Here is a 26373-nt window from a genome sequence, read left to right on the forward strand (position 1 = left end):
GATTTTCCGGATCGATTGTTCGCGACTGCGCGATATGAGAGTGGAGCCAATTGATAGCCCCGCTCGACCGCGGCTGACAAGCCTGTCACGAAATTTTTAAATCAGCCTACAGAAAACGCTCGGCCGAATAGGGCTTTGGATCGACAAATGGCTCTTCTCCGACAAGCATCTCTGCAAGCAAGCGCCCTGTCGCCGGCCCCAGCGTAAGCCCGTGATGAGCGTGGCCGAAATTGAACCATAGCCCTTTATGCTTAGGCGCGGCCCCGATGACCGGGCGCATGTCCGGCAGGCAAGGACGCAATCCAAGCCAGGGCGTGGTTTCGACAGCCTCTCCCAATTGCGGCACAAGCTGGCGCGCAATCTTCTCGTCTTTTCTGAGTTGAATATAATTTGCGGGCGCATCGGGTGAAGCGAACTCTATGCCCGTCGATAGCCGCACCCCCTGCACCATAGGCGCAAGAACATAGCCTGCTTCTTCGTCGACAACAGTATGGCCGAGCCGCGAACCGTCCTTCATGGTGAAGTGAAGATGATGCCCCCGCTTGATGCCAAGCGGGATTGGATAGCCGAATTTCCTGAAGACGAGACCGGACTGCGGACCGAGCGCCACGACCACGTCACGCGCATGCGCAATGCCGTTCTCAGTCGTAACCTGCCAACCGCCCGCCTCCGCTGTCAGGGTTGCAGCATCGCCATGAACGAAAACCCCACCGTTTCTGATAAACAGATCGGCATAGGCTTTGACCAGTCCTCCCGGGTTAACGACGGTTTTCGGATCGAGCCAATGAATGCCGCCAGCCACATCGCCCAGCGACTTCTCTCGTTCCCGCAATGCTGCTGCATCCAGAATGTCATAGGACAGTTTGAAACGCTGCAGATCGGGCAAACGGCGCACCGCTGCGTCGAATGCCGAAGATGACCGGAAAACTTCGATCCACCCCTGTGACCGGATCAATTTTTCACTGCCGGACTGGGCCACCAGATTGTCATGCTCCCGGACGCTGGCCTCAATCAAGGGCAACATGGCATCCGTCGCAATCTTCAACCGCTCCGGCGACGATTCCCTCCAGTATCGAAAAAGCCAACGAGCCATTTTCGGTATGTAGAAGGGGTTATAGCGAACGTCCGAACGGCGGTTCATGCCGTAACGAACAAGCGTCCAGAAGCCTTGCGGGAAGGAATAGGGTATGACGCTTGAACGCTCGATCAGACCGGCATTGCCGAAACTGGTGCCATTGCCGGGGTCGTTTTTGTCGACCAGGCACACCGAACGGCCCCGCGCCTGCAGATGCAGTGCCGTGGATACACCAACAATACCCGCCCCCAGAACGATGACATCTTGTTGCTGAATCGGCATTTACGCATCCATAAAAACAACGAAATAAACGCGCCGATTTCAGCCGGCGCGTTGTTGCTTACAGCAAAGAGCTGCCTTTATTACAAGCAATCAGTAGATGTCGAAGTCGAAATATTTCTTCACGATCGTGGCATAGGTACCATCGTCGCGAATTTTCTTGATTGCTGCGTTGAATTGTTCGCGCAGGTCGTCATCGCCCTGACGCAACGCTATCCCGGTATCGGTCTGCGTATTGGGAATATCGCCAATAAGCTTGCAGCAACCCGCGCCGTCACCCTTGATCCAGTCGGAGATCGGGAACTTGTCGGAAACGACTGCATCAAGGCGTCCGCTTTTCAGGTCTGCGTTGGCTTCATCGGCAGTCGGATAAAGCTTCACGTCGGCACCGGCCTTGCCGTAGACATCCTCGGCATAGTTACCCTGCGTGGTCGACCCTTGAGCACCAATCGTCTTTCCCTTGAAGGCCTCCGCATCCAAGGATGTGATCGGGCTGTCCTTCGGCACGGCAACGGAAAGCGGCGTGGAGTAATACTTGTCGGTGAAGGTGACTTCTTTCTTGCGCTCTTCCGTGATGCTCATCGAGGCGACGACCGCATCGAACTTGTTCGACTTCAGTCCGGGTATCATCCCGTCCCAGTCGTTGGCGACGATGGTGCACTTGGCGTCCATCGCCTTGCACAGGGCCTCGGCAATTTCGACATCCAGACCCTGAAGCGAACCATCCGCGGCGACAAAATTGAAAGGTGGATATGCACCTTCCGTCGCGATGCGGATTTCCTTCCATTCCTTGGCCTGCGCTGGCAAGGCAGCGATTACAGATGCAACGCCTGCAAACAGGATGGCTTTCAGCATGGTCGTTCCCCTTATTCCTTTGTTATAATTATATTATCGGAGCATTACCAGTTCAGCGCAACGCCCCACCTTTTTATGCGTCTTCCAACTGAAGCACCGGACGCTCCCCACATCAAGCCATGTTTGGAGAGCGCCCGATGAAATTTTGGCATCAATAGATGTCGAAATCGAAATACTTCTTGCGGATCGTTTCGTAGGTGCCGTCTTCACGGATCTTCTTGATCGCCGCGTTGAACTGCTCGCGCAGATCATCATCACCCTTGCGAAGGGCAACCGCGATCTTCGTTTCGGAACCGGGAATATCACCAAGGAACTTGCAGCAATCTGCGCCCTGCTTCTTCAGCCAGTCGGCGGCGAGAAACTTGTCGGCGGCGATGGCATCAAGACGGCCGCTTTCAAGATCGGCATTGGCTTCGTCGGCGGTCGGGTAGAGCTTCACGTCCGCGCCCGCCTTGCTGTAGACGTCGTCGGCATAGTTGCCCTGCGTGGTGCCGGCCTGCGCGCCTACCGTTTTCCCGTCGAATGCCGACGGATCAAGCGAGGTGATGTCCGTGTCCTTCGGCACGACAACCGCAAGCGGTGTCGTGTAGTAGCGGTCCGTGAAGGCCACCTGCTTTTCACGCTCTTCGGTGATAGCCATCGAAGCAATGACTGCGTCGAACTTGTTGGCCTGCAAACCGGGGATCATGCCGTCCCAGTCATTCGCGACGATCGTGCATTTCGCTTCCATCGCTTCGCAAAGCGCATTGGCGATATCGAGATCGAAACCTTCAAGCTTGCCGTCTGGAGACATGTAGTTGAACGGAGGATATGCGCCTTCGCTGGCGATACGGATTTCTTTCCATTCCTTCGCCTGAACCGGCAAAGCGAGAAAGACTGAGGCCAGACCGGCCAGCACAATTGATTTCAACATAGCTTTCCTACTTCTTCAAAGCACATCCCGAATTGTAGTGGTTTCGGGGTGCACAGATACACATCAAGCGGACAAACATATTCCATCCACCAGTTTGGATCGGGCAATGCGCTTAAATCCGATCCTATTCAATTGCGACTTTGGTAGGGCGGAGACGGCCGCCACCAAAACGCAAACAGGGCCTGCTGCGCACAAGCGCAACAGGCCCTGCATTCATGCGGCAGGAGCTATCAGGCAACCATGCGTGCGCAATGGTCTTCCTGTGCATAGGCCTTGCCAAAGCGGTTCGCGAGGAACGCTCCGAGCGTAATGTCTTCCTGGCGGATAAAGCCCTGCTGTGGAAGATCGCCCTTGGCGAGCATGTCGAGCACGGCGCAGATCGCCGAAGCCGTCGTAATCTGAATGCCCGAGCGCACGATCTTGCCAACCGGAGCGGCATAGACCTTATTCGCGTAGGTTTCCTGAACCAGGCGACCATTCTTGGTGCCCGACACAGTCACGAAAATCACCACAACGTCCTGAAGAGTGGTCGGCAGGGCATTTTCGAAGATGTCCTTGAGCACTTCACGGCGATGACGCAGGCCGAGATCGTTGAGAAGCGCCTTCATCAACGCAACGTGACCCGGATAGCGGATCGTGCGGTAGTTGAGCGTGCGCACCTTGCCTTCCAGCGTTTCGCAAAGCGTGCCCAGACCACCCGAGGTGTTGAAGGCTTCGTAGGTGACGCCATCAAGCGAAAACTCTTCGCGCTCTTCGAGAGCAGGAACTTCGGTCAGTTCGCCGTTCACGATAGCTTCGCATGGCTCGATATATTCGTTGATGACGCCGTCCGTGCTCCAGGTCAGGTTATAGTTCAGAGCATTCGAAGGGTACTGCGGCAGAGCGCCAACGCGCATACGAACGCTGTCCAGCTTGTCAAAACGCTTCGCCAGATCATAGGCAACGATGGAGATGAAGCCGGGAGCAAGGCCACACTGCGGAATGAAAGCCGTCTTCGCTTCCTTCGCCAGTTCCTTGACGCGACGCGTGCTGGCCACATCTTCGGTCAGGTCGAGATAATGCACGCCTGCCTTGGCCGCAGCTTCGGCGATACGGGTCGTCAGGTGGAACGGAGCGGCGCTGAGTACCGCAAACTTGCCGGCCAAGGCAGCTTCGAGGGCCTTGGCGTCTTCAATGTCGAGCGCCTGCGTCTTGACTTCGGCACCCGATTCCAGTGCATCGAGCTGCGCTTGAGAGCGGTCGACAACGGTAACAGCATACTCGCCTGTGGAAGCGAGAAGATCGGCAATGGTAGCGCCGATTTTGCCTGCACCTACAACAACGATCTCTTTCATGTAAATTCCCCTTGGAATGCAATTCGGATATGCAAGAATCGCATAGTTCCATGCAAAAAGAAGTATGCGAACTGACGATATGACGTTGTTTGTTTATGCATATTGACGTATTTTATATGCATTATGACGACAGAAGCAGATCTAATCCTCATCGCCCTCCTCCGTGAAAATGCCCGTGCTTCGACGGCCGACCTTGCGAGGCGCCTCGGAGTTTCGCGAACAACGGTTCAAAGCCGTATCGAGAAGCTCGAAAAGCGCGGTGTCATCGAGGGTTATACGGTCCGAATCGCCCCGGAGTTCGAGCGTGATCTGGTGCGCGCCCACGTATTAGTGACTGCCTTGCCAAAGCTCGCGCCAAAGGTCGAAACTGCATTGCGCGGCATGATGGCCGTCCGTTCACTTCATTCTGTGAGCGGACATTTCGATATGATCGTCGTTGTGGAAGCCCCTTCCATACAGGAGCTTGATGCCGTTCTGGATCGCATAGGCGCGCTGGAAGGCGTCGAGCGCACGATGTCGTCCATCATCCTCTCGACGCGAATTGATCGTTAAGATACAAAAACAATATCGCAGCGGTCAGAATCACTGGCAGTGCTTAGGTGGAGACTGCTCCACTCATGCGCTTTCGGCGAAAAAGCATCACCGCAAGCCCCAGAAGCACGGTGCCTGCAATAAACAGAAAGGCTGCGGCAGCGATCGCCGGGCTGATGTTCTCACGAATTGTCGAGAACATCTGGCGCGCGAGGGTACGCTGATTTGGTCCCGCGACGAACAGCGTCAGAACAACCTCGTCCAGCGAGGTGGCGAATGCCAGCACAGCACCCGAAGCGATACCCGGCATGGCAAGCGGAAGCGTGATTTTTCGAAATACTGTGAGAGGCGACGCGCCAAGGCTCTCGGCTGCCAGCTCGATACGCCGGTCGATACCGCCAAGAGCACCCGTAACGCTTACCAGAACAAAGGGGATCGAAATCACGGTGTGCGCGACAATCACGCCAAGATACGAATTTGCTATGCCCAATCGCACGAAGAGCAGTTGCATGCCCACACCCAGCACTACTGCGGGAACGACCATTGGCAATAGGAACAGAGTTTTAATGGGGCCGGAAAGAAAAATTATCCTGCTGCGCAAGCCAAGCGCGGCCATCGTCCCCAACACGGTTGCCAAAATCATAGTCCCAGAACCGATGATCAGGCTGTTGACGATCGCGCGGCGCCAGACATCCGCTGTCGCGAGTTCCTCAAACCAGCGCCCTGACCAGCCCGGCACCGGATAGGTCAGAAACACGCTGGAGGTAAATGCCAGTGGAAGGATGGCGAACAGCGGCGCGATCAGAAAGATCACGGCAGCCGCACCGAACACGATTTTCGCGAAGCGCCCCATCTTCATGCCCTCCGGGGATCATCGGCGGTAAGCCGTCCGTAAACCGCGTAGAGTATCAGACAGGCTACGAGCAACACGAGCCCAAGTGCACCGGCCATGCCCCAATTGGCCGAACCGGTTGCGTAATAAGCAATGATCGAGCTTATCATCTGGTCGCCCGGTCCACCGATCAACGCAGGAGTGATGTAGTAGCCAATCGCGCTCATAAATACGAGTAGCATGCCGGACACGATACCGCGCATACTCAACGGAAGCAGCACTCGCAGGAACGCTCTCCACGGCGGCGCACCAAGAGATGCGGCTGCAGGCATGAGATTGCCTGGGATAGACACAAGCACGCTGTAGATCGGAAGCACCATGAACGGCAGAAGCACATGCGTCATGGCGATGACCACACCCGCCCTGTTGAAGATCAAGGGAAAAGGCGCATCGGTTATGCCGAGCCAGATCAGCGTATCGTTGATGAGGCCCTTATCCTGCAAAAGAATGAACCAGGCAGCCGTTCGCACCAGCAACGATGTCCACAGCGGCAGTAAAACAGCAGCAAACAGCACGCTTTTGATCCAGCCCGTAGATGACGCCAGCAAGACCGCGTAGGGGTAACCAATCGCTGCACAAGCCAATGTCACCAGAGCAGCAATCCAGAAAGTACGCAGCATGATCGCCCGGTTTGCCGATGTGCCCGGCGCCATAGAAACAATTTCACCCGATGTCGAGCGCTCCATATCGACGGCCGCAAGCAGGTTGCGATCAGTTGTCGGGGAAAGCGCATTTGCAATCGCCCGCCAAAACTCCGGCCGGCTCCATCGCTTGTCGATCATTTCAAGATCTGGAACAGGATCGCCCTTTTCGATGGCTGAAAGCGTTTTGCTCATCAACGTGCGAAAGCCGGATTGAGCGCTGTTCAAGCGCCGAACCATATCGCCTATCGCCTGTTGGTCAGTCGAAGATTTCAGGTCCGTTACCAGGGCCTGCTTCATGTCTGGCGATGGACCCGACTGTCCGTCCCAAAGACTTACCGCTTCTGCGGTTCGGGGTAGAACGCGCAATACCGCTGTATCTGACACGGCCTGCTTCATCATCACCCCGAGCGGCCAAAGAAAAAACAGCGCGATAAAAACAAGCAGAGGCGTGATCAAAAATATCGCTCGAATATTTTTGCCGGACAAAACCGTCATGCTGCGATCGTCCAGCAATCAGCGGCACTGAACTTGGCGACGACATCAGTTCCGGGCGTCCATTCGCGCGATTTTCTGTCTAGCCGCACGATGAAATCATGCGCACTCCCATCAAGCTGGATACGCAGATGATCTCCTTGATAGACGCTATCAACCACGCGCGTTCTAAGGAGGTTGTCTGAATTATCCTCGCTGCCAAGTTCGATACGCTCAGGCCGGATGGACAAGAGAACCTTCTGCCCGGCCGCGAGAGTTTCCTTGGATGCTGCGGTCAGCGTGCCGCCGTCCTTCAGGCGAATAAAAGCACGCGCGTTTTCCATCCGCTCGATTATCCCTTCGGCGAGATTGGTTTCGCCTATGAATTCGGCGACAAACCGCGTTTGCGGCTCATCGTAGATCGCACGCGGCGTGCCGATCTGTTCAATTTTTCCTTTGTTGAAGACAGCGATCCGGTCCGACATGGTCAGCGCTTCACCCTGATCATGGGTGACGAAGACAATCGTCAATCCCAATCGGCTGTGCAGCGCGCGGATATCGAGTTGCATCTGCTCGCGCAACTGCTTGTCGAGAGCGCCCAGCGGCTCGTCCATCAAGACGACACCTGGCTCGAAAACCAGTGCACGGGCAAGCGCCACCCGCTGTTGTTGCCCGCCGGACAGTTGCGATGGCTTGCGTTCGCGCATCGGGGAAAGTTGCACCATATCGAGCACTTTATCCACCAGCTTGCCGATCTCGCCCTTTCCAACACCACGCATCTGCAAAGGAAAAGCAACATTTTCGCCAACGGTCATATGCGGGAAAAGCGCATAGTTCTGAAAAACCACGCCCATGTTACGCTTATATGAGGGAACCGCATTGATAGGCTTTCCATCGACATAAATCGTCCCGCTGCTCGGACTTTCAAACCCGGCAAGCATCATCAGAAGCGTGGTCTTGCCTGAACCGGAGGGGCCGAGCAAGCTCACGAATTCGCCCTTGCCTATATCGAGGTTCAAACCATCTATAACTTTGAAATCACCGTATGATTTACTGATATTCTCGAAGCGGATGCGGCAGTCCGTCAATGAATTACTCCATCTTCCGGAAAACGGGGAAACCCCGCCGGTGTTGCGCCCACGGGGCCATAATTGCGAATTATTGTGCCAGCCACGCGTTGAAGCGCTTCGTCAGCTCTTCTGAGTTGTCGATCCAGAAGTCGACATTCAGTGGCAGAGAGTCTTTCAGATTGGCTTCCGCTGTCGGAAGATCGGATGCGAATTCCGCGGGCACCTTGCTTGCGGCTTCCTTGTTCGGCAGGCCGTAAGCCACGTATTTCGGCAATTTCACCTGATTCTCGGGCTGGCTCGCAAAAGCAATGAAATCCAGCCCCACATCCTTGTTTTCGGCATCTTTCAGGATGACCCAGCTGTCGACAGCATAAATGCTGCCCGGCCAGACCACCTTGAAATTCTTGCCCTCGCTCCTGTTTATGCCCGTGATGCGCCCGTTATAGGCCGACGCCATCACCACTTCATCCGAGGCCAGCAATTGCAGTGGCTGCGCTCCTGCTTCCCACCAGACTATATTTGGCTTCAGTTCATCAAGCTTTTTGAATGCGCGATCCACACCCTCTGGCGTCGAGAGAACATCGTAAATCTCGTCCTTGCTGACCCCGTCAGCGAGGAGTGCAAATTCGAGAGTATATTTGGCGCCTTTGCGCAGGGAGCGTTTGCCTGGAAACTTTTTCACATCCCAGAAATCTGCCCAGGATTGCGGACCATCTTTCAACTTGTCCGCGTTATAGGCGATCGCGGTAGACCACACGATCGCACCGACACCGCAATCATTGACCGCACTGTCGAGAAACTTGTCTTTGCCGCCTAGCTTGTCCCAATCGATCTTTTCGTAAAGACCGTCCGCACAACCAAGGGCGAGTTCTTCCGCCTCCACCTGCACCACATCCCAATTGGGCTTTCCTGCTTTCACCTTTGCCTGAACGACACCGTAGCCGCCGTCCCAGGATTCATCCAGCAAGGGCTTGCCGATCTTCTCGGAGAAGGGCTTGAAGTAAATTTCCCGTTGGGCGTCCTGATAGTTGCCGCCCCAGGAAACGACTGTCAGATCGCGGGCGGTCGCAGAGCCTGTATCGAGTGCAGTTGCAAGGAGTCCGCCCATAAGGGCAAGGCGAGCAATTTTCATCGACATGTTCCCATTTTGGTTCGACGGGTTGTTCCCGACGTTGTTGTAATGGGCCATGCTAGCTTGATCGTTAGTCGCGGGCAATATTGTAGTCGCCCGACAATGCAAAAGTATTATCCCGTTTTCACGAGGTGGAGAATCCGGGCGAAACGTCCGGATTTCTCATTCGCGCGCGCTTCAAACGCGTTCAAGCGCAAGGGCGATCCCCTGCCCGACACCTATGCACATTGTTGCGAGAGCATACCTGCCGCGATTGAGCGAAAGTTCGAGCGCCGCCGTGCCTGCAATGCGCGCACCGGACATACCGAGTGGATGTCCAAGAGCAATCGCGCCGCCGTTCGGGTTGACACGCTCGTCGTCGTCGGAGATTCCGAGATCGCGCAACACTGCCAGGCCCTGCGATGCAAATGCCTCGTTCAGTTCGATGACGTCGAAGGCATCAGTCGCGATACCGGTACGCGCGCAGAGCCTCCTTGTCGCCGGAGCAGGACCAATACCCATGATGCGGGGAGGAACACCTGCCGTAGCACCACCAACAATGCGCGCTATGGGCGTGAGGCCATATTTTTTAATGGCCTCCTCTGACGCGATGATGAGCGCTGCAGCTCCGTCATTTACACCTGAAGCGTTGCCTGCCGTCACAGTGCCGCCCTCGCGGAAGGGCGTGCCCAGCTTTGCCAATGCTTCCAGGCTCGTCACACGGGGGTGTTCGTCCCTGTCCACAATGATCGGCTCACCTTTGCGCCGCGGTATTGTGACGGGCACGATTTCCCTGGCAAGGCGTCCATTCTCTTGCGCAACTGCCGCCTTTTCCTGACTGCGAAGCGCAAATATGTCCTGATCCTGCCTCGAAACATTGAAATCTTCCGCTACGTTCTCGCCCGTCTCCGGCATGGAATCCACACCGTACTGCTTCTTCATCAAAGGATTGACGAACCGCCAGCCGATGGTCGTATCGAAGATTTCCGCCTTGCGTGAAAATGCGCTGTCGGCTTTCGGCATGACGAAAGGCGCGCGGCTCATGCTTTCCACGCCTCCGGCGATGACAAGTTCTGCTTCGCCGGCTTTGATTGCGCGTGCGGCCGTTATGACAGCATCCATCCCTGACCCGCAGAGACGATTGATCGTGGTTCCTGACACCCCAACTGGCAATCCCGCCAGCAGAAGTGACATACGCGCGACATTGCGGTTGTCTTCCCCGGCCTGATTGGCTGAGCCGAAAATGACGTCATCGACGGCTTCCCAATCGACAGAGCCATTACGCTCCATAAGTGCTCTCAGTGGGACCGCACCAAGATCGTCGGCACGAATCGATGAAAGCGCGCCCCCGTAGCGACCGATTGGCGTGCGGATATAATCGCAGATATATGCTTCACTCATGGTATGGCCTCACAGTTCCGGGACAACGAGATCGGCAACCGGGCCGTCCACGTGGAGTTTCGCACCGGTCATGGCCTGAAGGTCTTCCAATGTCATGGAAGCCAACTTTTCACGCAGCACAAAACGCCCCTTGTCGATATCGATCACCGCATGGCTGGTATAGACACGCGTGATACATGCAACACCGGTTAGCGGGAAAGTGCACTTTTCGACGAGCTTCGGTTCGCCCTTCTTCGTCACATGCTCGGTAATCACCACGACCTGTTTCGCGCCGTGCACAAGATCCATTGCACCACCGACCGCCGGCACACCCTTGGCCCCTACTCGCCAGTTAGCGAGATCGCCGTTCTGGGCAACCTGATATGCACCAAGAATTGCCACGTCGAGATGGCCGCCGCGCACCATTGCGAAGCTGTCGGCGTGGTGGAAGAAAGCCGCGCCGGGCTTCAGCGTGACCGCCTTCTTGCCAGCATTGATCAGATCCCAATCTTCCTCGCCCTCCGGAGGGGCTTCGCCGAAATCCAGAATGCCGTTTTCCGTATGGAAAATCGCTTCGCGGCCTTCCGGTTGATAACGGGCGACCATTTCTGGAAAGCCGATACCGAGATTTACATAGGCACCGTCCTGGATATCCTGTGCGGCACGCCAGGCGATCTGCGCATTGGATAATTTGATGTCGTCATGAATATCGATCATCATGCGTAGGTCACTCCCGCGCGAATGAGTTCTTCTTCCTGCTTCGGATTTGCAACTTCAACGACACTGTCAACGAAGATGCCCGGCGTGATGACATTTTCCGGTTCAATGCCGCCGAGCTGAACAATTTCCGACACCTGCACAATGGTTCTCGCTGCAGCCATGCACATGAGCGGATTGAAATTGCGCGCCGCCATACGATAGGTCAGATTGCCGTGCCTATCGCCAAGATGAGCCTTGATGAGCGCGAAATCAGCCTTCAACCAGCGCTCCTGCACATAGGGTCGCCCGTCAAATTCAGCTATAATCTTGCCTTCCGCCAACTCCGTGCCGTAGGCGGTCGGGGTGTAGAATGCCGGGATACCGGCGCCACCTGCACGAATGCGCTCGGCAAGCGTTCCTTGCGGCACGAGTTCCAGTTCAATGTCGCCAGCTATATATTTATCTGTGAAGGCGCGCGGATCGGATGAGCGCGGGAAAGAACAGATCATCTTCCGAACCATCCCGGCGTCGATCATGGCTGCAATGCCAATGCCGCCATTGCCAGCATTGTTATTGATCACAGTCAGATTCTTCGGCCCCTTGTCGATCAGGGCATGAATGAGTTCGATTGGCGCGCCCGCGCCACCAAATCCCCCGATCATGACACTCGCGCCATCACCTATTCCGGCGACTGCGTCCGCCAAACTTCCGATTGTCTTGTCCATTTCGCCTCCATACTGGAACGCGCGATTTCACGCCGAGCGTTTCCAGCCTCAAACACGATGAAATTAGCCACCGCATCAACGACGGGTCAAAACATTTGTGCGTTATTTGACATTTGTTCACATATCGCACAAAATAGATTGTCGCTTTCAGGAGGCTTCATGCGCGAAACTGACTTCATCGGAGGCTTTGCCAAAGGATTGAAAGTTATCGAAGCGTTCGGCGAAAATCAGCCACGTCTTTCGATAGCGGACGTTTCAAAGATTACCGGACTCGACCGCGCGACAGCACGGCGGTGTTTGCTGACCCTCGCTGCGCTCGGCTATGCCGAATACGACGGCAAGTTTTTCATGCTTCTGCCGAAAATTCTTCGGCTCGGACACGCTTATCTTTCTTCGACACCCTTGCCGACGATCATCCAGCCGCATCTGGACCGGTTGTCCGACACAGTCGGCGAAAGTGCGTCCGCGTCCGTTCTGGACGGAACAGAAATCGTGTACATCGCCCGCGCCTCGCAGATGCGTGTCATGTCCATTAACCTGATGGCTGGAAGCAGGCTTCCGGCCTACTGTGCCTCGATGGGGCGCGTGCTCCTAGCCTCGCTTCACGAACCCGAAGCACTTACGATTCTTGAGCGCACCGAACGGAAAGCGCTGACGCCATTTACGAAGGTGGCAATTGACCAATTGATGGCGGAAATCTCCGTAATTCGTGATCAAGGTTATGCAATCAACGATCAGGAACTGGAGCTCGGGCTGCGTTCAATCGCAGTTCCAGTCTTCAATCACAGAGGCACCGTAGTTGCAGCAATCAATATCGGGGCGCCGGCGGCTCACGTCGAAACAGGGGGGCTGGTCGAACGCTTCCTACCCGCCATGTTGCAAGTCCAGTCGGACCTTCGCAGTTTGCTGAGATGAACTGTCGAGGATGAAAAATCCAATTAAACCTTACAGTGATAGGTCTTGAGCGGCGAGACGCTCCCGCTCCCTCAAGCGAAACGCACGTGGTGTTTCACCTGTCATTTTCAGAAAGAAGCGCGAAAAATAAGCCGGATCTGAAAATCCGAGGCTGTAGGCGATATGCTGTACGGAGGATGGCATGGCTATCAAATCGCGCTTGGCCGTATCCATCAGCTTGTTTGCAACCAAATCTTGTGTCGTTCCTCCAGTTAGCTGCTTCACCGTCCGATTGAGATGCGTCGGTGAAACTCCCAGCAATTTCGCATAAAATGAAACCGGCTTGTGATCTCGGTAATAGCGATCGATCAGCTCCAACAGCCTTTCAATACGAGCGGGCATATATACCCGGCTTTCTTGACGCTTCGCCGGGTTTGAAGAATATGCATGCCTTAAAATGTAAATGAATGCAACTTGAACAAGAGACTCCAGCATGCTGTTTTTATATGATTTTCTTGCATGAAACTCTTCTTGCACTTGGCTCAGAAGAGAGGAAAGTAATCCGAGATTATCTTCGCCTGCGTCTTTCATGGATATGAGTTGCGGCTGCGTCAGCCACTCTGCCATCACTCCCGCTGTCCCCCCTCCCACAAACGGCATATGCGGGCTCAGAATCGTCACGATGTGGCCCACTATATCTTTTGAAAATGCAAACCCATGATTGAAACCGGGAGGCACCAAAATCGCACATGGTGTCTGAAATGGGCGGATGGCGCCGTCAAAATTTACCTGCCCCGAACCGCTTTCAATATACAGAAGCTGAAAGAAACTCACGTGACGATGCAGTGAAATCTCGAAATTGTGCAAACTCGATCGCGAAAAAAGCGTTTCGCAGTGCAGCCAGAAATCCGGCCTCTGCTCGTTGTCCTCTCCGTAAAGCTCGTATGTTGGAACAAAATTTTCCGACATCTTGTCCTCCGATAATGTTCGATTTGTACAATAAATTGCCGGAATTATCCATTGTCAGCCTGAAGGTTCCCCCAAGAATAAGGAAGACTGCATTGGGAGGACTATATGCGAACTCAGGTCGCAATCATCGGATCAGGCCCTTCGGGTCTGCTCCTTGGGCAGCTTCTGACGAAAGCCGGGATAGACAATATCGTGCTGGATCGCGTCAGCGCGGATTATATTTTGGGCCGCGTGCGTGCAGGCGTATTGGAAGAAGGCACCGTCAAGCTGATGGATGAGGCTGGCGCATCTGCGCGCCTGCATGCTGAAGGTCTGCTGCATGATGGCTTCTCGCTCGCTTTCGACGGGCGGGATCATCGTATCGATCTGCATGAAATGACCGGCAAACGGGTCACGGTCTACGGCCAGACCGAGATGACGCACGACCTCATGGATGAACGGCAGAAGTCAAACGCTGCCAGCATTTACGAAGCGGCCGACGTGACCCCGCACGATTTCGATACGTCATCGCCATATGTCACATTCGAGAAAGAGGGTAGAACGCATCGTATTGATTGCGATTTCATCGCCGGATGTGACGGGTTTCACGGCGTGAGCCGCAAATCCGTGCCGGAAAAGGCAATCAATATTTTCGAAAAGATCTATCCTTTCGGCTGGCTTGGAATACTGGCCGATATTCCACCCGTCGCGCACGAACTGATCTATGCGAACCACAAACGGGGCTTTGCCCTGTGCTCCATGCGGTCCCTCACCCGCAGCCGTTACTATATTCAATGCTCGTTGGACGAGACAATCGAAGGCTGGAGCGACCAGCGCTTTTACGATGAATTGCGTAGGCGTCTTCCAGCACATCATGCAGAAGCCATGGTGACTGGACCGTCTTTCGAGAAATCCATTGCGCCCCTGCGCTCCTTCGTGGTCGAACCAATGCGCTTCGGACGGCTGTTTCTTGTTGGCGACGCCGCGCACATTGTTCCTCCGACCGGCGCCAAAGGACTGAACCTCGCCGCAAGCGATGTGCATTATCTTTACGAGGGACTGAGGGACTTTTACCTCGACAGGTCCGAAGCCGGTATTAACGCCTATTCCGGCAAAGCCCTCGCCCGCATCTGGAAGGCCGAGCGCTTTTCATGGTCGATGACAAAACTGTTGCACCGCTTCCCGGACATGGCGCCATTCGATGAAAAAGTACAGGAAGCGGAACTTGACTACTTCTGCACTTCCCACGCTGCTTCGACCGCACTTGCCGAAAACTATGTCGGATTACCGTTCTGAAAGCCGACGATTGAACTGCAATTGATATTGTCGAGACATACCAAGGGTTTGGTACAGAGGCCCCAACAGTATTCATTGAACCCCCGGCGATAAGTTCCAATCGGAACTTGTCGCATCTCGCGCGGTCGGCCACCTCATCAAGGTAGTCGACCGCGGTTCTATGGCTTCAGGCCGGCAGCTTCACGCAATGTCTGGATCAGAATCTGCATCGCGGCGGTCTGCGCCATATCGGTCCGCATCGTGAGCCCTACAGGGCCCGTTGTCTCGCTTGTATCAATGGGCAACGCAACCAGCTTGCCCTCTGAGACGTCCCTGGCCGCAACGCCCTCTGATATAATCCACACCGCATCGCTCTCGCGGACAAATGCGCGCCCGAAAGCATCGGATACAGTTTCTATCTGAACAGGCAGTGTTCCGATCCCATTTGTAATCAACAGCCGGTCCACAAAAGGACGAATGATCGAGTTGCGTGTCGGCATTAAAACCGGATAATCGGCCAGCCTTTCGAAAACCGCGTGTCCAGTTGCCAGAGGATGCCCCGCCCTCACAAGAAACCGGACCTGCTCCGAGTAAAGATGCTCGAAGGAAAACCCGGTCATCTTTTCAGGTGCTGCAAGGCGCCCGACGACCAGATCGAGATCGCCAATCCGCAACTGCTCCAGAAGAACAGCATTTTCGCCCGTCACGATTTTGACCTGGCTGGATGTTCTCTCCGCAAGAAACAGGCTCATTGCTTTCGGCATGATCCGTGTTGAAACTGTCGGCAATGCGCCAATGCGAATAGGCGGCCCCGATCCGTCCAGTTCCTGTGATACGGAATCCAGTCCCTGCCTGAGAGCCGTCAGAGCTGTTCCCGCGTGACGAAGAAACACTTCACCGAACCGCGTTATCCTTATCCCGCGACCATCGCGCTCCACCACCGGAACGCCCAGAATTTCCTCCAGTTCACGCATTGTCTTGGTCACGGCCGGTTGACTGATACTCAAGACTTCCGAAGCCTTGACCACGCTTTTCTGTCGCGCAACCTCAACAAACGTATGCAGATGGCGAAACTTGATCCGGTTTCCAATCACCTATCTATAACCTTATAGTTATGATTTCGGCCAACAATATCATTTTACTTAACCAGTTGAAAGCATGACAGTGCGATGCAAGAGGAGAAAGCCGTGCAATTCGCATCCGTAAACGACGTCGTCATCCATTACGACTTTCAACGGGCAGCAGCCGAAAAGCCCGTTCTGGTTTTCATTAATTCGCTGGGAACCGATCTGCGCATATGGGATGAAGTTCGTTTACGCCTGGGCAACGACGTATCAGTTCTCGTCTATGATAAGCGCGGCCACGGTCTTTCGGACATCGGAAACACTCCTTACACAATCGAACTGCTCGCCGCCGATCTCACCGCACTGCTAGACAAGCTCTCGATAAAGCGGGCGATCATCTGCGGGCTTTCTGTCGGCGGTTTGATTGCGCAAGGCGTTGTTGCCGCGCGACCCGATTTGGTGACAGGGCTTGTTCTGTCCAACACTGCCCACAAGATTGGCACTGCCGATATGTGGGATGCGCGTATTGCCGCTATTCGGGAAAACGGCCTCGCAAGCATTCTCGACGCGACAATGCCCCGCTGGTTCACCCCTGCCTATCGGCATCCCGATAATCCTTCCTATCGTGCGTATTGCAACATGTTCGTTCGGCAACCGCTCGAAGGCTATGCAGCCACTTGCGCTGCTCTGCGGGATGCCGACTTAACGCAAGTAGCCAAAAAGATTTCGGTGCCGACATTGTGTCTGGTCGGCGAGCAGGACGGTTCTACACCGCCCGCCATTGCGCGCGAATTGGCAGGCCTCGTTCCTCAAGCAGATTTTGCAGAGATTGCCGACTGCGGCCATATCCCCTGCGTCGAACAGCCCGATGCCTACGTCTCGCTGTTACGCAACTTTATTACAAACAGATTCTAGCATGGAGAATAACCATGGCTGACAATGCCGTGCGGTCAGACCGTTACAAGATCGGCATGAATGTGCGCCGTTCGGTTCTGGGCGATACGCATGTTGATCGTGCTTCAAACAGCGCGACCGACCTTGATGCACCATTTCAGGAGCTTATAACGGAAGCTGCATGGGGAACCGTCTGGTCGCGTCCGGGCTGGACCAAACGGGAGCGTTCGATCGTTACCATTGCGCTTCTTGCCGCACTCGGGCAAGACGACGAGGTTGCCATGCATATACGCGCTACAAAAAATACAGGCGCGACGAGGGAGGACATCTGCGAAGCATTGATGCATGTCGCTATCTATGCGGGAGTTCCGGCATCGAACCACGCTTTCAAGATCGCCAAGCAGACTTATGCGCAGATGGATGCGGAGGAGGCCGAAAAATGAAAAACAGTCTGCCAGAGACAACTCCATTCTTTGCTCGTGATCTGTCGATGCATCCACCGGCCTACACGCCGTGGTACAAGACCTCGGTGCTTCGCTCACCTACCCGCGCGCTGCTTTCGCTCGAAGGCACCAAAAGCGAAATTGCCGGCCCGGTATTCGGGCACAACATGCTGCATGAGCTGGATAATGATCTCATCCTGAATTACGCGCGCCCCGGTGAGATGCCGATCGGCCCGCGCATCCTTGTGCATGGCCGTGTTCTCGACGAAAGCAATAGGCCTGTTCCGGGGGCGCTCCTGGAATTCTGGCAGGCCAACGCCGGCGGACGTTACCGCCACAAGAAAGAAACCTATCTTGCAGCCATCGATCCAAATTTCGGGGGTGTCGGCCGCACCATAACGGACGAGAACGGCTATTACTGGTTCAAGACCATAAAGCCCGGTCCATATCCCTGGCCAAATGGCGTGAACGACTGGCGTCCGGCTCACATTCATTTCTCGGTGTTCGGGCATGGCTTTGCGCAACGTCTCATCACTCAAATGTACTTCGAAGGGGATCCATTGATCTGGATATGCCCGATCGTCAAAACCATCCCGGACAAATCGGCTATCGAACGGTTGGTCGCACCGCTGGATATGAACGCCAGTTTGCCGATGGATATGCTCGCTTACAAGTTCGACATCGTGTTACGCGGTCGTCGTTCAACCCTCTTCGAAAATCGCCCGGAGGGCAACTGATATGGCGCAACCTCTCACGTATCTGAAAGAAACCGCCTCACAAACCGCAGGCCCTTATGTCCATATCGGATTGACCCCCAACTTTGTCGGAATCGACGGCGTCTTCCAGCAGGACCTCGGGTCTGGCCCTCTCTACGGTGAGGAAACCACGGGCGAACGCATCACCATCAAAGGTCATGTCATTGACGGAATGGGTGCACCGCTTCGCGATGCGCTTGTGGAAATATGGCAGGCTGATGCGCGCGGCCTCTATAACAGCCCTTCGGAAACCGGCGGCAAGGCCGACATCGGCTTTCGTGGCTGGGGCCGGTGTCCGAGCCATATGGACACAGGCGAATTCACTTTCGAGACGATCAAGCCGGGGCGCGTTCCTTTCAAGGATGGTCGCCTCATGGCGCCGCACGTCACCTTGTGGATCGTGGCTCGTGGCATCAATCTCGGCTTGCAGACACGGATGTATTTTTCCGACGAAGCCGATGCCAATGCAGAGGATCCCATCCTTGTTCGCATCGAACACCGCAGCCGGGTGCAAACTCTCATCGGTCGACGCGAAGGTAGCGTCTATCATTTCGATATTCACTTGCAGGGCGAAAAAGAAACCATCTTTTTCGATATTTGACGCATGAGTATCTCGGTCTTCGAACACCCATTTCTGGCGCAGCTCTTCGGCGATGACGAAGAGATATTGAGCCTGTTCACGGCAGCAGCCGATATTGCTGAAATGTTGCGCTACGAAGCGGCACTGACCGAGGCTCAAGCCGATCTTGGCCTGATACCAACCGAGGCAGGACTTGCAATCGCGCAAACGATAGAGACGTTCGAACCCAGCCTCTCCAGTCTGGCAAAGGCCACGGCCCGCGATGGTGTGGTTATTCCCTCGCTCGTGAAAGAGCTAAAACTGGCTGTGGGGAAAGATTACGGAGAGTATGTTCATTATGGTGCGACGAGCCAGGATGTCATCGATACGAGTCTTGTTTTGCGGCTGAAGCGTACAAGCACAATCCTCTATGGAAGAATTCAACAACTGGTTCAACGCTATGAATGGCTTGAGGTGACGTTCGGAACGAATGCGCTCACCGGCTATACACGTATGCAGGCTGCTCTTCCCATAACCGTATCGGACCGCATCTCGAGCTGGAAAAACCCTCTCTGCAGTTACGGCACGAAGTTGAACGCCATCTCCTTTCCCGTGCAGTTCGGAGGCGCAGCAGGAACGCTTGAAAAATTCGGCACGCAAGCACCAGCCCTGCGGGCGCTGCTAGCCGAAAAGCTCGAACTGCACGATAGTCTGCAATGGCACAGCCAACGCGCATTCATCGTTGAATTTGGTAATCTGCTTTCGCTTGTCACGGGTACTCTGGGAAAGTTCGGACAGGACATCGCACTCATGGCCGAAATGGGTGAGGAACTTTCCCTGACAGGTGGCGGCGGATCGTCGGCTATGCCGCACAAGCAAAATCCCGTGGGAGCGGAGATATTGATTAGCCTTGCCCGCTTCAATGCAGCCCAAATGGGAGGGCTCCATCAGGCGATGGTGCACGAACAGGAACGCTCAGGCGCAGCCTGGATGGTCGAATGGATGGTCCTGCCGCAGATCGTTGCGTCAACCGGCAGTGCTCTTAACATTGCATCGGCGCTGATCGACAAGATTGTCCGGATCGGCACCGAACAAGCGCCAGACACATAACCATCCGGGTATCGATTATAAGTAATTTTTCATTTTACATGACCATTTAGATAGGCATGCTGAAATCAGGACATTCCCTGTTGCGACGAGACGGTCACGGGCAGGAATGGTGGGCGATAGGGAGGAGAACATGAAGAAAATCGCAATAACCGCGCTCGCGGTCTTTTCACTTGCGACGTCGGCAGCTTATGCGGACGTGGTGAAGGTCGGTGTCATCGGTCCATTTTCAGGGCCATTTGCCCTTCAGGGCAAGAACTTCAAAGCTGGCATCGACGCCTATATGGCCGAGCATGGTAACAAGATCGGCGATGACACTGTCGAGATCGTTTATCGCGACGTGCCGCAGGCAGACCCGGCGCAGTCCAAGGCACTTGCGCAGGAACTCGTGGTCAAGGAAGGCGTACAATATCTCGCTGGCTTTTACTTCACTCCTGACGCCATGGCGGTTACACCCATTCTCAAACAAGGCAATGTGCCGATGGTGGTCATGAATGCCGCCACGTCTTCCATCGTAACCAAAAGCCCCTATGTGGTGCGCACGTCCTTCACCACGTGGCAAACGTCAACCCCGATCGCGAATGTCGCACTCGACAAGGGTGTGAAGAAAGTTATCTCGGTTGTGAGCGATTATGGACCAGGAGTGGATGCTGAAAATGCATTCAAGGCAGCGTTCACCGAAGCTGGTGGAGAAGTGGTCGAAGCCATTCGTATGCCACTTGCAACGAACGACTTCAGCCCGATCATGCAGCGCATCAAGGATTCCGGCGCTCAAGGCGTGTTCGCGTTCCTGCCGTCAGGGCCAACGACGCTCGGTTTCATGAAGTCCTATGTCGATAACGGCTTAAAGGGCTCGGGCATCCAGCTTTTCGCTCCGGGTGATCTGACCCAGGAATCCGATCTTCCGGCGTTGGGCGAGAATGCTCTCGGCGTGCTGACGACGTTCCACTATGCGGTTTCCCATGACTCGCCGGAGAACAAGAAGTTCGTAGAGGAAGCCCGGAAAGCTGTTGGCAATCCTGTCGAACTTTCCTTCCCTTCGGTTGGCGCGTATGACGGCATGCATGTCATATACAAGATGATCGAAGCGACCGGCGGCGAAAAAGATGCCGAGAAAGCGGTCGAAGCAGTCAAAGGCATGGAATGGATCAGCCCGCGCGGCCCAGTATCCATCGATCCAGAAAGCCGCCACATGACGCAGAATATCTATCTGCGTGAAGTAGCCAAGGCTGATGACGGGACTTTCTACAACAAGGAAATCCAGACTTTCGAGAAGCAGGGAGACCCCGGACTGAAAGCTCAATAGCTCGGCGGTCGAACTACTGCCGCGCATTGCCTGGAGAGGCGTGAAACGCGTTCGCTCCGGTCCGTAACTGCTTGTTTTACCGCGTATCCCGAACAATGTCTTGCGCATCTCGGGATACGTTCCAACAGGATCATTCAATGCAGACTGTGCTCAGCATTGCTGTCGATGCCCTTGCTTACGGCATGGTGCTTTTCGTCATTTCCATCGGCCTCTCGGTTACCATGGGCTTGATGCGGGTCGTCAATCTGGCTCATGGAGCATTTGCGATGATCGGCGGCTATTTCGCATCCTATGCCGCCCAGCAACTCGGCCTCAATTACGGCTTTGCGATCATTATTGCCGTCGCTGGTACGATGCTCATCGCAGTTCCGGTGGAACGGCTGCTCTATCGGCGCATTTACGGAGCGCCCGAGCTGACCCAGGTTCTGATGACCATCGGCATCACTTTCTGCATCATAGGACTGACGAATTACATATTCGGGCCGACGCTGAAGACCATCCCCTTGCCGGAAGCGCTGCGTGGATCGGTCGATCTCGGATTTCGGGCTATCGCGAAACACCGTGTCTTTGCGATCGGTTGCGGCCTGGTAGTAGCTCTTGGCCTTTGGTACATCATCGAACGCACCGCCTTCGGCGTGAAACTGCGTGCCGCTGTCGACAATGCCAATATGACGGCAGCCCTCGGTGTGCGAACTGAAATCGTTTATGCCGTCAGCTTTGCGCTTGCCATTGGGCTTGCAGCTCTCGGCGGCGTTGTTGGCGCCGAACTTCTGCCTGTTGAGCCCTATTACGCACTCCGCTACATGGTGACTTTTCTGGTGGTTGTTTCGGTCGGTGGTGCAGGCTCCATACCCGGTGCGCTGATCGCTTGCCTCCTACTCGGCGCAATCGATACTACCGGCCGTTATCTGGCACCGGAATATGGCGAGTTCTTCTTTTATCTGGCGGTGATCGTCATTGTGACCCTATTCCCCCGCGGCCTTGCAGGAAGGTTGGCCAGAAAATGACCGACGTGACGCAAAGCCTCAACCAACGCCGTCATTCTCGCGCGGGTTTCCTCGGCATCACAGCCATAATCCTGGCCAGTGTCATCGGCTGGTTTCTGTTTCCCGATAATCTGGCGCTGCTGACACGCATCATCGCAATTGCCTTGCTCGTATTGTCCCTCGATCTGGTGACCGGCTATTGCGGCATCGCAACACTTGGTCACGCTGCCCTATTTGGCGCGGGAGCCTATGGCGCCGGCATCGCCGCCGCACATTTCGGAATTACCGACCCGCTCCTGATGACACTCATCGGCCTGATAGCTGGCGCGATCACCGGACTTGTTTCCGGAGCCGTCATTCTGCGTGCCCACGGCCTCGCGCAACTCGTCCTATCGATTGCCGTGATCCATCTTTTTCACGAAGCGGCTAATAAGGCATCAAGCTGGACCGGCGGTAGCGATGGACTGAGTGGCATTGCGCCCGATCCAATTCTCGGCATATTCGAGTTCGATCTCTACGGACACACGGTCTACATTTACGCTGTAGTCCTGCTGCTGATTTCTTTCATCTTCTTGCGGTTTGTCGTGCGCTCGCCTTTCGGCATGCTTTGCCGGGGCGTGAAAGAAGACCCAATCCGCATTCACGCGATGGGGGCTTCGGTTCAGTCAGTCCAGCTTCGCATGTACGTTATCTCCGGTGCCGTTGCCGGCGTTGGCGGCGCGCTGAACGCCATATCGACGCAGGTCGTCGGGCTCGACAGTCTCAGCTTCACCCTGTCGGCAGAGGCCTTGGTGATGCTGGTTCTCGGCGGCACGGGATCGCTGTTCGGCGGGCTGATCGGCACGGTAGTCTTCATGTGGTTCGAAGACCTCGTCTCTGCCGCAAATCCTTTCCACTGGCTTACGATGGTCGGTGCCCTGCTGATTGCTGTCGTGCTGTTTGCGCCGCGTGGCCTCTACGGCACGGTCGCCTATTACTTTGAAAAGAAGGCGCATCGCAAATGAGCACCGTGTTTGAAGTAACAAAACTGCGCAAGAATTTCGGCGGGCTGGCGGTCACCAACGATGTTTCGATCAGCATGGCGAAAGGCGATCGCGTTGCGCTTATAGGTCCCAACGGGGCAGGCAAGACCACGTTCGTCAATCTTGTTACGGGCAATCTTCCGGCCACCTCCGGCACGGTGACACTGGGCGGCGAAAATGTCTCCAGGCTTAACGCCATGCAGCGCGTTCGGCGTGGGCTTGTGCGCTCATTTCAGGTTACCCGCCTCTTCTTCGACATGACCCCTGAAGAACACGTCGCGCTTGCGATCCTGCAACGAGAAGGCATGACAGGACGCATTCTCGGCAACTATCGCAAAATGCCCGAAGTGATGGATGAAGTGCGCGACATTCTCGATACGCTCGGCCTTCTGTCTCTCGCCCAATTGCGGGCGAACGAGATCGCATATGGCCAGCAGCGTCTTCTGGAAATTGCCCTTGCTTTGGCTCTTCGTCCCAAGGTGCTGCTGCTTGATGAACCTGCCGCAGGAGTTCCACAAAGCGATACGGGCCGCATCGAGGAAGCACTTGCCCGATTACCCCCCGATCTGGCGGTTCTCATGATCGAGCACGATATGGATCTCGTTTTCCGCTTTGCAAAGCGCGTCGTCGTTCTGGCCGCAGGAACGGTAATCTTTGACGGGCTGCCTGAAGATGTCGTGCAGGACGCCCGTGTCCGCGAAGCCTATCTGGGGAGCTATGCGCAATGAGTGCAGCCGCGCTTGAAATTCGCAATCTTTCATCCGGTTACGGCCCCACACGCGTGATCGAAGATGTATCCTTCAAAGCCGATCCGGGGTCGCGGCTTGCCGTTCTTGGCCGCAATGGTGTCGGCAAGACCAGCCTCTTTGCTACCATAGCAGGGCAAACACGCCGTTATGGCGGCGAAATTCTGTTGGACGGGAAGAATATCGCCACGCTTCCTTCGGCAGCTCGCGCAATTGCCGGTCTCGGCTACGTGCCGCAGACCCGTGATGTCTTCCCCACCCTCACAGTTGAAGAAAACCTTTTCGTTGGCCTTAAAAGCCGACCGAAAGACGCGCTTGAAGAAGCCTATGCAATGTTTCCGCGCCTGAAGGAACGACGCCGCAATCTCGGATCACAGCTTTCCGGTGGCGAGCAGCAGATGCTCTCGACCGCGCGCAGCATTCTTGGCCAGCCGACAGTACTGCTGCTCGACGAACCATTGGAAGGGCTTGCTCCCGTCATCTGCGAAGAACTAATGGCTGCTTTCTCGGCATTAGCCCAGAAAGGCGACATGACGATCCTGCTCGTCGAACAGCGCATCCAGAGCGCGCTCGATTTTGCCGATCATGTCATCATACTGGAACGCGGGCGCATCGCATGGTCTGGCACGTCGACAGAACTTGCAGACAATCAGCAGACTGTTGAGGAACTATTGGGTGTGGGCGGCTTGCACTGATCAGTTGCCAACAAACTCGAACTTGTCGACGTCCACGAGGCCCCGGTCGGTAATCTTAAGATGAGGGATCACAGGCAGGGCGATGAAGGCCAGTTGCAGAAATGGCTCTTCGAGGACCGACCCTAGTTCTTCGGCTGCGTGACGCAGAACGCGAAGCTGGTCGCGGACTGTTTCATACGGCTCGGCGCTCATCAAACCAGCAATGGGCAAAGGCATTTCAGCCAACACCTTGCCATCGCGCACGACGACAAAACCGCCTTCAATTTCGCCCAATCGGTTCGCGGCCGCAGCAATGTCTTCGTCGGATGTGCCTACCACACAGATATTATGGCTGTCATGGCTGACCGTTGACGCGATTGCCCCCGATTTCAAGCCGAAGCCGTGCACAAAACCGGTCGCGATATTTCCATTTTTACCGTGCCGTTCGACAACGGCGATCTTGACCACATCCTTTTCGAAATCCGGCTCGACACCCTTCGGGCCGACCTTGAGGTCGAATTTCAGGCTTTCCGTTATGATCTTGCCCGGAATAATCCCGATTGCGCGGGTCTTGCCGCTGTTCGAATGCGAGCGGAAACTCGATGCGCTGACTTTCGGCGCCTTGACGCTGTTGCGCCCCACAGGTGCGACGGCCTTGCGCGCGGCAAACAAATCTTCCGAAACCACCCTGCCCGCTGACAGGACGATTTCAGCGTGGCAGCCTTCGAGGCTATCCACCACGACCATATCAGCCCGTTGCCCCGGGGCAACCAGACCGCGGTCAAAAAGGCCGAAGGCCCTCGCTGCGGAAACGCTTGCAGCTCGGTAAATGGCAATCGGCTCGACGCCGCCTGCAATCGCGGTCCGAATGAGGTAATCAAGATGGCCCTGATCGGCGATATCCAGCGGGTTACGGTCATCCGTGCACAGCGCCAGAAACTGCGCATGGCGCTCCGTAATGATCGGCATGAGCGCTTTCAGGTCCTTGGAAACGGACCCTTCGCGCACAAGCACATGCATGCCTTTGCGCATCTTTTCGAGCGCTTCTTCCGCACTTGTGGCCTCGTGTTCGGTGCGAATGCCCGCAGAAATATAGCCGTTCAGATCAAAGCCGCGCAGAAGCGGCGCGTGGCCATCGATATGCCGCCCCTGAAAAGCTCTCAGCTTCGCCATGCATTCAGGGTCTTTCGCCAGAACGCCCGGAAAATTCATGAACTCCGCAAGCCCGATCACCTTGGGATGGTCCGCAAAAGGTAACAGATCGTCGATCAGAAGCTCGGCGCCAGACGTTTCCATATGGGTCGCCGGTACACAGCTCGAAAGCTGCACACGGATATCCATGATGGTTTCCATGGAGCTATCAAGAAAGAACTTGATACCCTCTGCACCGAGCACGTTGGCGATCTCGTGCGGATCGCAGATGGCGGTCGTCACCCCTTGCGGCAGCACGCAACGATCAAACTCATGCGGCGTAACGTGCGAGGATTCGATGTGAAGATGAGTATCGATAAATCCCGGCACGACGATCCGTCCGGAAATATCGATTTCCTGCTTGCCTTGGTAGGTGCCGAATGTTCCGACAATCCGGTCCCCACAGATGGCAATATCACTTTCGACAAGCTCGCCAGTCACGAGATCGAAGAAACGGCCGCCTTTCAGCACGATGTCGGCAGGTTCCCGTCCTGCGCCCTGATCGATCATCCGTTCCAGCATCACGTTAC

General features: G+C 55.4%; 27 protein-coding genes. 13 read left to right on the forward strand and 14 right to left on the reverse strand.

Annotated elements, in window-relative coordinates; translation table 11 throughout:
- Positions 1–106 precede the first annotated feature (106 nt).
- The 4 genes from OINT_RS16215 to OINT_RS16230 form a co-directional block, all read right to left on the reverse strand.
- Positions 107–1357 carry an NAD(P)/FAD-dependent oxidoreductase gene (locus OINT_RS16215; protein ID WP_006468964.1) on the reverse strand — a complete coding sequence of 417 codons (1251 nt, stop codon included), beginning with the start codon at positions 1355–1357 and terminating at the stop codon, positions 107–109.
- Between the two features lie 90 nt (positions 1358–1447).
- Entirely contained in the window at positions 1448–2209 is a 762-nt protein-coding gene (locus OINT_RS16220; protein ID WP_006471409.1) for an ABC transporter substrate-binding protein, read from the reverse strand.
- A 151-nt stretch (positions 2210–2360) separates the two neighbouring features.
- Positions 2361–3122: an ABC transporter substrate-binding protein gene (locus OINT_RS16225; RefSeq protein WP_006471410.1), complete on the reverse strand. Its 762-nt coding sequence runs from the start codon at positions 3120–3122 to the stop codon at positions 2361–2363.
- 230 nt (positions 3123–3352) lie between these two features.
- Positions 3353–4456, reverse strand: coding sequence for a saccharopine dehydrogenase family protein (locus OINT_RS16230; RefSeq protein WP_006468965.1), 1104 nt, complete (start codon positions 4454–4456; stop codon positions 3353–3355).
- A 123-nt stretch (positions 4457–4579) separates the two neighbouring features.
- On the opposite strand from OINT_RS16230, the gene OINT_RS16235 reads away from it, so the two are divergent.
- Positions 4580–5008, forward strand: coding sequence for an Lrp/AsnC family transcriptional regulator (locus tag OINT_RS16235; RefSeq protein ID WP_021587257.1), 429 nt, complete (start codon positions 4580–4582; stop codon positions 5006–5008).
- Positions 5009–5051: 43 nt separating this feature from the next.
- Here OINT_RS16235 and OINT_RS16240 read toward each other — a convergent pair whose 3' ends face one another.
- From OINT_RS16240 to OINT_RS16270, 7 genes are all read right to left on the reverse strand, one after another.
- Positions 5052–5840: an ABC transporter permease gene (locus OINT_RS16240; protein ID WP_031346961.1), complete on the reverse strand. Its 789-nt coding sequence runs from the start codon at positions 5838–5840 to the stop codon at positions 5052–5054.
- Positions 5841–5842: 2 nt separating this feature from the next.
- Positions 5843–7018 carry an ABC transporter permease gene (locus OINT_RS16245; protein WP_006471411.1) on the reverse strand — a complete coding sequence of 392 codons (1176 nt, stop codon included), beginning with the start codon at positions 7016–7018 and terminating at the stop codon, positions 5843–5845.
- Complete coding sequence (locus OINT_RS16250; protein WP_006468969.1) at positions 7015–8082, reverse strand: ABC transporter ATP-binding protein; 1068 nt, start codon at positions 8080–8082, stop codon at positions 7015–7017. The genes OINT_RS16245 and OINT_RS16250 overlap by 4 nt, the downstream gene beginning before the upstream one ends.
- A gap of 70 nt (positions 8083–8152) precedes the next feature.
- Positions 8153–9196 carry an ABC transporter substrate-binding protein gene (locus tag OINT_RS16255; protein ID WP_021587258.1) on the reverse strand — a complete coding sequence of 348 codons (1044 nt, stop codon included), beginning with the start codon at positions 9194–9196 and terminating at the stop codon, positions 8153–8155.
- A 177-nt stretch (positions 9197–9373) separates the two neighbouring features.
- A complete protein-coding gene (gene pcaF, locus OINT_RS16260; protein WP_006468971.1) occupies positions 9374–10576 on the reverse strand; it encodes a 3-oxoadipyl-CoA thiolase in 1203 nt (400 codons plus the stop codon).
- A gap of 9 nt (positions 10577–10585) precedes the next feature.
- A complete protein-coding gene (locus OINT_RS16265) occupies positions 10586–11275 on the reverse strand; it encodes a CoA transferase subunit B (protein ID WP_006468972.1) in 690 nt (229 codons plus the stop codon).
- Positions 11272–11979 carry a 3-oxoacid CoA-transferase subunit A gene (locus OINT_RS16270; protein ID WP_006468973.1) on the reverse strand — a complete coding sequence of 236 codons (708 nt, stop codon included), beginning with the start codon at positions 11977–11979 and terminating at the stop codon, positions 11272–11274. Before OINT_RS16270 ends, OINT_RS16265 begins: the two co-directional genes overlap by 4 nt.
- A 159-nt stretch (positions 11980–12138) precedes the next feature.
- On the opposite strand from OINT_RS16270, the gene OINT_RS16275 reads away from it, so the two are divergent.
- Positions 12139–12894, forward strand: coding sequence for an IclR family transcriptional regulator (locus tag OINT_RS16275; RefSeq protein WP_006471311.1), 756 nt, complete (start codon positions 12139–12141; stop codon positions 12892–12894).
- Between the two features lie 30 nt (positions 12895–12924).
- Here OINT_RS16275 and OINT_RS16280 read toward each other — a convergent pair whose 3' ends face one another.
- The gene (locus OINT_RS16280; RefSeq protein WP_006468975.1) at positions 12925–13842 is read right to left on the reverse strand and encodes a helix-turn-helix domain-containing protein; all 918 of its coding nucleotides are present in this window, start codon (positions 13840–13842) and stop codon (positions 12925–12927) included.
- 105 nt (positions 13843–13947) lie between these two features.
- On the opposite strand from OINT_RS16280, the gene pobA reads away from it, so the two are divergent.
- Positions 13948–15117 carry a 4-hydroxybenzoate 3-monooxygenase gene (gene pobA, locus OINT_RS16285; protein WP_006468976.1) on the forward strand — a complete coding sequence of 390 codons (1170 nt, stop codon included), beginning with the start codon at positions 13948–13950 and terminating at the stop codon, positions 15115–15117.
- Between the two features lie 158 nt (positions 15118–15275).
- Here the strand turns inward: pobA and pcaQ are convergent, their stop codons facing one another.
- Positions 15276–16190 (reverse strand): pca operon transcription factor PcaQ, encoded by a 915-nt coding sequence (gene pcaQ, locus OINT_RS16290; RefSeq protein ID WP_006468977.1) that lies wholly within the window; start codon positions 16188–16190, stop codon positions 15276–15278.
- 93 nt (positions 16191–16283) lie between these two features.
- Between pcaQ and pcaD the strand changes: the two genes are divergently transcribed.
- The 10 genes from pcaD (at position 16284) to OINT_RS16340 (ending at position 24673) form a co-directional block, all read left to right on the forward strand.
- Positions 16284–17075: a 3-oxoadipate enol-lactonase gene (pcaD, locus tag OINT_RS16295; RefSeq protein ID WP_006471313.1), complete on the forward strand. Its 792-nt coding sequence runs from the start codon at positions 16284–16286 to the stop codon at positions 17073–17075.
- 14 nt (positions 17076–17089) lie between these two features.
- Entirely contained in the window at positions 17090–17497 is a 408-nt protein-coding gene (gene pcaC, locus OINT_RS16300; RefSeq protein WP_006468979.1) for a 4-carboxymuconolactone decarboxylase, read from the forward strand.
- On the forward strand, positions 17494–18234 hold the full coding sequence (gene pcaH / locus OINT_RS16305) for a protocatechuate 3,4-dioxygenase subunit beta (protein WP_006468980.1): 741 nt from the start codon (positions 17494–17496) through the stop codon (positions 18232–18234). Before pcaC ends, pcaH begins: the two co-directional genes overlap by 4 nt.
- A gap of 1 nt (position 18235) precedes the next feature.
- Complete coding sequence (pcaG, locus tag OINT_RS16310) at positions 18236–18853, forward strand: protocatechuate 3,4-dioxygenase subunit alpha (RefSeq protein ID WP_006468981.1); 618 nt, start codon at positions 18236–18238, stop codon at positions 18851–18853.
- Positions 18854–18856: 3 nt separating this feature from the next.
- Positions 18857–19921 carry a 3-carboxy-cis,cis-muconate cycloisomerase gene (locus tag OINT_RS16315; RefSeq protein ID WP_006468982.1) on the forward strand — a complete coding sequence of 355 codons (1065 nt, stop codon included), beginning with the start codon at positions 18857–18859 and terminating at the stop codon, positions 19919–19921.
- Between the two features lie 130 nt (positions 19922–20051).
- Positions 20052–21224, forward strand: coding sequence for an ABC transporter substrate-binding protein (locus OINT_RS16320; RefSeq protein WP_006471314.1), 1173 nt, complete (start codon positions 20052–20054; stop codon positions 21222–21224).
- A gap of 137 nt (positions 21225–21361) precedes the next feature.
- The gene (locus OINT_RS16325) at positions 21362–22231 is read left to right on the forward strand and encodes a branched-chain amino acid ABC transporter permease (protein WP_006471315.1); all 870 of its coding nucleotides are present in this window, start codon (positions 21362–21364) and stop codon (positions 22229–22231) included.
- Positions 22228–23214, forward strand: coding sequence for a branched-chain amino acid ABC transporter permease (locus OINT_RS16330; RefSeq protein WP_006468985.1), 987 nt, complete (start codon positions 22228–22230; stop codon positions 23212–23214). Before OINT_RS16325 ends, OINT_RS16330 begins: the two co-directional genes overlap by 4 nt.
- Positions 23211–23960, forward strand: a complete 750-nt coding sequence (locus OINT_RS16335; RefSeq protein WP_006468986.1) for an ABC transporter ATP-binding protein — start codon at positions 23211–23213, stop codon at positions 23958–23960. Before OINT_RS16330 ends, OINT_RS16335 begins: the two co-directional genes overlap by 4 nt.
- Positions 23957–24673 carry an ABC transporter ATP-binding protein gene (locus tag OINT_RS16340; RefSeq protein ID WP_006468987.1) on the forward strand — a complete coding sequence of 239 codons (717 nt, stop codon included), beginning with the start codon at positions 23957–23959 and terminating at the stop codon, positions 24671–24673. The genes OINT_RS16335 and OINT_RS16340 overlap by 4 nt, the downstream gene beginning before the upstream one ends.
- Here OINT_RS16340 and ade read toward each other — a convergent pair whose 3' ends face one another.
- Positions 24674–26365: an adenine deaminase gene (ade, locus tag OINT_RS16345; protein WP_021587260.1), complete on the reverse strand. Its 1692-nt coding sequence runs from the start codon at positions 26363–26365 to the stop codon at positions 24674–24676. It abuts the gene before it with no gap.
- Between the last annotated feature and the right edge of the window lie 8 nt (positions 26366–26373).

Source organism: Brucella intermedia LMG 3301 (assembly GCF_000182645.1).
In the GTDB taxonomy this organism is placed as follows: Bacteria; Pseudomonadota; Alphaproteobacteria; order Rhizobiales; family Rhizobiaceae; genus Brucella; species Brucella intermedia.

Excerpts from the sequence above, each read along its gene's own strand:
- OINT_RS16215 (WP_006468964.1), bottom strand. The coding sequence starts at position 1,357 with ATGCCGATTCAGCAACAAGATGTCATCGTTCTGGGGGCGGGTATTGTT.
- OINT_RS16220 (WP_006471409.1), bottom strand. The coding sequence starts at position 2,209 with ATGCTGAAAGCCATCCTGTTTGCAGGCGTTGCATCTGTAATCGCTGCC.
- OINT_RS16225 (WP_006471410.1), bottom strand. The coding sequence starts at position 3,122 with ATGTTGAAATCAATTGTGCTGGCCGGTCTGGCCTCAGTCTTTCTCGCT.
- OINT_RS16230 (WP_006468965.1), bottom strand. The coding sequence starts at position 4,456 with ATGAAAGAGATCGTTGTTGTAGGTGCAGGCAAAATCGGCGCTACCATT.
- OINT_RS16235 (WP_021587257.1), top strand. The coding sequence starts at position 4,580 with ATGACGACAGAAGCAGATCTAATCCTCATCGCCCTCCTCCGTGAAAAT.
- OINT_RS16240 (WP_031346961.1), bottom strand. The coding sequence starts at position 5,840 with ATGGGGCGCTTCGCGAAAATCGTGTTCGGTGCGGCTGCCGTGATCTTT.
- OINT_RS16245 (WP_006471411.1), bottom strand. The coding sequence starts at position 7,018 with ATGACGGTTTTGTCCGGCAAAAATATTCGAGCGATATTTTTGATCACG.
- OINT_RS16255 (WP_021587258.1), bottom strand. The coding sequence starts at position 9,196 with ATGAAAATTGCTCGCCTTGCCCTTATGGGCGGACTCCTTGCAACTGCA.
- pcaF (WP_006468971.1), bottom strand. The coding sequence starts at position 10,576 with ATGAGTGAAGCATATATCTGCGATTATATCCGCACGCCAATCGGTCGC.
- OINT_RS16265 (WP_006468972.1), bottom strand. The coding sequence starts at position 11,275 with ATGATGATCGATATTCATGACGACATCAAATTATCCAATGCGCAGATC.
- OINT_RS16270 (WP_006468973.1), bottom strand. The coding sequence starts at position 11,979 with ATGGACAAGACAATCGGAAGTTTGGCGGACGCAGTCGCCGGAATAGGT.
- OINT_RS16275 (WP_006471311.1), top strand. The coding sequence starts at position 12,139 with ATGCGCGAAACTGACTTCATCGGAGGCTTTGCCAAAGGATTGAAAGTT.
- OINT_RS16280 (WP_006468975.1), bottom strand. The coding sequence starts at position 13,842 with ATGTCGGAAAATTTTGTTCCAACATACGAGCTTTACGGAGAGGACAAC.
- pobA (WP_006468976.1), top strand. The coding sequence starts at position 13,948 with ATGCGAACTCAGGTCGCAATCATCGGATCAGGCCCTTCGGGTCTGCTC.
- pcaC (WP_006468979.1), top strand. The coding sequence starts at position 17,090 with ATGGCTGACAATGCCGTGCGGTCAGACCGTTACAAGATCGGCATGAAT.
- pcaH (WP_006468980.1), top strand. The coding sequence starts at position 17,494 with ATGAAAAACAGTCTGCCAGAGACAACTCCATTCTTTGCTCGTGATCTG.
- pcaG (WP_006468981.1), top strand. The coding sequence starts at position 18,236 with ATGGCGCAACCTCTCACGTATCTGAAAGAAACCGCCTCACAAACCGCA.
- OINT_RS16315 (WP_006468982.1), top strand. The coding sequence starts at position 18,857 with ATGAGTATCTCGGTCTTCGAACACCCATTTCTGGCGCAGCTCTTCGGC.
- OINT_RS16320 (WP_006471314.1), top strand. The coding sequence starts at position 20,052 with ATGAAGAAAATCGCAATAACCGCGCTCGCGGTCTTTTCACTTGCGACG.
- OINT_RS16325 (WP_006471315.1), top strand. The coding sequence starts at position 21,362 with ATGCAGACTGTGCTCAGCATTGCTGTCGATGCCCTTGCTTACGGCATG.
- OINT_RS16330 (WP_006468985.1), top strand. The coding sequence starts at position 22,228 with ATGACCGACGTGACGCAAAGCCTCAACCAACGCCGTCATTCTCGCGCG.
- OINT_RS16335 (WP_006468986.1), top strand. The coding sequence starts at position 23,211 with ATGAGCACCGTGTTTGAAGTAACAAAACTGCGCAAGAATTTCGGCGGG.
- OINT_RS16340 (WP_006468987.1), top strand. The coding sequence starts at position 23,957 with ATGAGTGCAGCCGCGCTTGAAATTCGCAATCTTTCATCCGGTTACGGC.
- ade (WP_021587260.1), bottom strand. The coding sequence starts at position 26,365 with ATGCTGGAACGGATGATCGATCAGGGCGCAGGACGGGAACCTGCCGAC.